Source organism: Oryzihumus sp. (assembly GCF_036391795.1).
GTDB lineage: Bacteria > Actinomycetota > Actinomycetes > Actinomycetales > Dermatophilaceae > Oryzihumus.
On the sequence record NZ_DASVZH010000078.1, the window covers coordinates 1 to 4,504 of the forward strand.

3 protein-coding genes are annotated in these 4,504 nt (G+C 68.2%); 1 reads left to right on the forward strand and 2 read right to left on the reverse strand.

The features are described 5' to 3' along the window. The first annotated feature begins 365 nt into the window (after positions 1 to 365). Positions 366 to 770: a DUF1003 domain-containing protein gene (locus VF825_RS04455; protein WP_331110560.1), complete on the forward strand. Its 405-nt coding sequence runs from the start codon at positions 366 to 368 to the stop codon at positions 768 to 770. A gap of 172 nt (positions 771 to 942) precedes the next feature. Here VF825_RS04455 and VF825_RS04460 read toward each other — a convergent pair whose 3' ends face one another. Further along, positions 943 to 1,668 carry a hypothetical protein gene (locus VF825_RS04460; protein WP_331110562.1) on the reverse strand — a complete coding sequence of 242 codons (726 nt, stop codon included), beginning with the start codon at positions 1,666 to 1,668 and terminating at the stop codon, positions 943 to 945. A gap of 34 nt (positions 1,669 to 1,702) precedes the next feature. After that, positions 1,703 to 4,408: a PKD domain-containing protein gene (locus VF825_RS04465; RefSeq protein ID WP_331110564.1), complete on the reverse strand. Its 2,706-nt coding sequence runs from the start codon at positions 4,406 to 4,408 to the stop codon at positions 1,703 to 1,705. Positions 4,409 to 4,504: the final 96 nt, after the last annotated feature.

Genomic DNA, 4,504 nt, shown 5'->3' on the forward strand with positions numbered 1-4,504 from the left:
ACATCGACGTGGTCATGCACGACGCCCGCGACCTGGTCGAGGTGCGACACACGCTGCGCCAGATCATCAACGTCAAGGGCGACTGAAAGACAACCGCGTCCCATGAGGCGCTTGTCGGAATCAGGCAACTCATCCGTTCCAACGGCCTGACGAATCGCGACTAGATCTGGCCCATGGATGTCACCACAATTCCGGGGTCGGTCGTGCGCCTCGGTGGGATGGTGCGGAGTGTCTCCCGCGCCCGGCCGAGCAGCGCCGCAACACTGCTGGACATGAACATCAAGACTGGGGAAGCGCTGTGGCACCGCCACCCGGGTGTGCGCTCCGGGGATGAGTTGAGCCTAGGCGAACGAGCAGCGGACCGGATGCGCAACGTGATGGGCTCCTGGCCCTTCGTGTTCGGGTTCTTCGCGGTCATGATCACCTGGGCGATCGCCAACTCCGTGTTCACCCTCGGCGGTCCTCGGGGTTTTGACCCCTACCCCTACATCCTGCTCAACCTGTTCCTGTCCATGCTGGCCGGCGTTCAGGCTGCGGCGCTGCTCATCGCGGCCAAACGAGCCGATGGCATCTCCTCCGAGATCGCTGTCCACACCGAACACAACACCGACGACATCAAGACCCTCCTGGCCGAGAACACCCGACTGACCGAGCAGGTCAAGCGGCAGACGGACCTCTTGGACGAGATCCACCGCCACCTCAGCGGGGGCCTCAACGACGAAGGGTTCGCCCCCAACGGTCGCGGGGTCACGCGGGAGGCCCACGACTGACCGGTCACCGACGTCCGCTTGTACCGGTGCGGCGCCGCGGCACCTGCGAAAAGCTCACTGCACCTCGATCGCTCAGCTCGTCGCAGCCACTCCAACGGAAGCCGTTGTTCCGAGGTGCCGCCGCTGCCCCCGGTCCCCAAGATGTGCACCCGCGCGGCGTGAGGGAATGCGGTCAGGCGTCAGCCTTGGAGGCCCAGGCGGGGCAGTGCTGCCGCATCCAGGCGAGGTCGTTGAGGATCAACTGCGCTGCCGGGGTGGTGAGCATGCCCCCGTCGAGGATGGCGAGCCAATGCCCCAGGTCGTCCACGGGTGAGGGCAGCTGGGGTGCGCTGGCCAAGATGGCCCGCCCTTGGGCGGCCATGGTGAGCGCTTGCTGTTCGGTCAGGTCGGCGGCCGTGGCGCTCTCTGCGCTCGTCTGCAGCAGGTCGTGGTCGACAAGGGCGACCGTCGCCGCGACCTGGCACGCGCTCGTCGGCAGCGGATAGGCCGCGTTCGTCGCGACCGGCGGCGTAGGCGTGAACGGCCGGTCCACCACCTGCCCGGGTGCGGTTCCCACCGCGCAGCCGGCCACCACGGCCGCCAGCGCGGCGCTGGCGAGAAGGTCAGTGAGTCGTCGCACCAGTGCGCGGTCGCAGCCGCGCACGGTGGGTGGTGGCTGTTCGGGCGCGAACTGGTCGAACGGTCGACGGTGGCGATCCGCTGTTCGGTCCCTGGGCGACGCCCGGGCGGCGAGACGGCCTCGCACGTGCCGGCGGCCGGAGGCAGCCTGTCGCAGTTCCTCGCGGCGATCGTTGACAGTGGCGGGCTGAAACTTCGCCGGGTCCTGCGCACACGTGAGCACGATAGGTGACTCGCGGTCAGCGGCGAGGAGCCTGAGCCAGCCGGCCTCATGCGGCACCCTGGGATCATCACGCCTGGGAGGGCCGGTTCGCTCAGCTGACGTTGACCGCGGTGTCGTCGAGGACGAAGGACGTCTGCTGGGTTGAGTCCTCGACGCCGGTGAACTTGAGTGTGACGTTCTGACCGGCGTAGCTGGCGAGGTTGAACGAGTGGAGGCTGTAGCCGCTGTTGGCGTTGAGGTTGGAGTAGGTGTACAGGTTCGCCAGCACGGTTCCGGAGCTGTCGAGCAGCTGCAGCTTCAGGGTGTCGTACTTGGTGGTGGTCGTGGTCTCCGCGGTGTCGATGTGCATGTAGAAGTTGAACTTGTAGCTCGTGCACCCGGTGGGCAGGGTCACCGCCTGGGACAGGGTGTCGGTGTGGGTGGTGCCGTAGCCGTCCAGCCAGGCCTTCCAGCTGCCGGTGCGCGCAGGCTCGGTGCTGCTGTTGCTGACCACCCCGGAGGTCGCGGCCCACGGGGGCGCCGTGCCGGTCTCGAAGCCGGGGTTGCCCAGCAGCTGCCCGGACGTGCAACTGGAGGGGGTGGCGCTGGCCTCGGTGCTCTGGGCGCCCTCGCCGATTGAGTTCACGGCGCTGACCTTGTAGTAGTAGGTCTGGCCGTTGGTCAGCCCGGTGTCGGTGCAGGAGGTCACGGCGCCCAGGCCGCTGCAGCCGCCGCTGGTGAGCAGTGTCTCCCCGCCGCTGGTGGTGCCGCGGTAGACCCGGTAGGAGGTGATGTTCACGCCGCCGTTGCTGGAAGGGGCCGTCCAGCTCAACGAGACCTGTCCGCTGCTGGCGGTCCCGGTCAGGCCGGTCGGCGCGCCGGGTGGGGCCCCGGCGATGGGCGAGGCGGTGACCGAGACGCTCGAGGTGGCCGTCTTGGCCGGTGCAGCGCTGTCGGTGACCGTGAGGGTGGCCGTGTAGGTGCCGGCGTTGTTGTAGGTGTGGCTGGGGTTCTGCGCGGTGCTGCTCGCCGACCCGTCGCCGAAGTCCCAGCTGAAGGAGTACGGCGGGGTGCCACCGGTGCCCGTCCCCGTGAAGGCGACGGTCAGCGGCACCTGTCCGGAGGTCGGAGTCGCGGACGCGGTGGCGGTCAGCGGGTTGCCGACCGCGTTGACGGTGATGGTGACCGTCGAGGTCGACGTGGCCGCAGGTGAGGCGCTGTCGGTCACCGTGAGCGTCGCGGTGTAGGTGCCGGCCGCGGAATAGGTGTGGGTCGGGTTCTGCGCGGTGCTGGTCGCCGACCCGTCGCCGAAGTTCCAGCTGTAGGAGTAGGGGGCGGTGCCGCCGGTGGCCGACCCGGTGAACGCCACCGCCAGGGGGGCGTTGCCGGTGGTGGGCGACCCGGTCGCGGCGGTCGTCAGGGGCGAGTGGCCCTGGACCCAGAAGTCCTCCAGCGGGTCGCCGAGGGCGGCCTGGTCCGAGGTCGTCATCGGGAACGTGGATGCCCCGAGGTTGTCGTTCGGGTCGATCACGCCGGCGTGCACGTTCTGCATCACCCGCTCCATGGCGGCGATGACGTTGCTGGTGGTGTAGGCGACGTGGGAGAGGTAGTGCTGCTTGACGTACGTCGGCGAGCCGATGACCACCAGCGGGACCCGGTAGGTGTTGCTGACGTGGTCCGGGCCGTTGCTGCCGTTCTGGGTGTCGTCCTCGGTGACGATGATCAGGGTGTTGTCCTTGTAGGACGCATTCCCCATGATCGAGTCGACGATCTGCTTGGTCACCGCGTCGTTCTTGGGAATGTCCTGGTAGGTGCCGGGGTGGTCGTTGAACAGCTCGACGTAGGAGTAGGCCGGCAGGCCGTAGGTGCTCACGTGGTTCAGGAAGTCGTTGCCGATGACCTGGTCGTCGTCGTTCTGCGAGCGGCAGGCGTAGTTGTTGTAGTTCAGCTCTTCGGGGATGGTCGTGCCCGGCCGGTTGACCGGCAGGACCTCGAGCTTTCCGGTGCCGGGGTTGCGCCAGTAGCCGCTGCCCGTGGTGAGCATCCAGTAGAAGTCCCCGTTCATCACGAAGGTGAACGGGCTACTGCCGGTGCCGGAGCCGGTCTGGGACGCGCATGGGTCGGTGCCCTCGCCGGCAGGCCCCGTGGTGCCGCTCAGCAGGCGGTCGAACTGCGTCCCGGTGCTGGGGTAGGACTGCTGTTGGGAGCTGGAGGAGGACTGCGCGGAGAAGAGCCACCAGTGGTTCGGCCCGCTGGGTGGTTGCGTGCCGGTGCTGTAGGTGTCGGACAGGGCGTAGGTCTTGGCCAGCGTGTGCAGGTTGGGCACCGAGCTGATGTGGTTGGTGCTCTGCACCGCGCCGTTGCACCCCGCCTGCACGGTGGTCGCGCAGTCCCCGAGGTAGTCATCGAAGGTGTGGTTCTCGCGGTAGAGGATGACGAAGTGGGTGAACGGCGGGAAGTACGGCGCCAGCGGGTTGGTCGCCGCCGCTGGGGCGGCTATCCCCGGGTCAGGGGTCGACGTCCCAGGGTGGCTGGCGAAGTTGTGCGGCTGGCGGAACTTCGCGAACTCCACCCCCGGCCGGGCGAACGTGGCCCCCGTGCAGTTGTAGTCGTCTGGCTTGTATGACTGTGGCCGCTGCCCCTGGGGCAGGTCCTTGGCGTCATCCGGGTCAGCCGAGGGATTCCAGTTCTTCAGCGTGCACGAGCCGGGTCCCGAACTCGGATGGATCCCGGCCGCGGCGGTGCCCCCGCCGGCAAAGGTGGTGGCCGTCAGAACGGCCGCGACGAACCCGACTGCACGTCCCCTGAACCCGATCATGCTGACTCCCCCTGAAGAGCCGAGCCGCGAGGTGGTGCGGGTCGACCACCGCAGACGCATAGTCGACGGGCGTGCCAGCGCGCCACAAGACCACCT

Bases quoted from the DNA above. Each gene is read 5' to 3' on its own strand.
- VF825_RS04455 (WP_331110560.1), top strand. From the start codon at position 366: ATGCGCAACGTGATGGGCTCCTGGCCCTTCGTGTTCGGGTTCTTCGCG.
- VF825_RS04465 (WP_331110564.1), bottom strand. From the start codon at position 4,408: ATGATCGGGTTCAGGGGACGTGCAGTCGGGTTCGTCGCGGCCGTTCTG.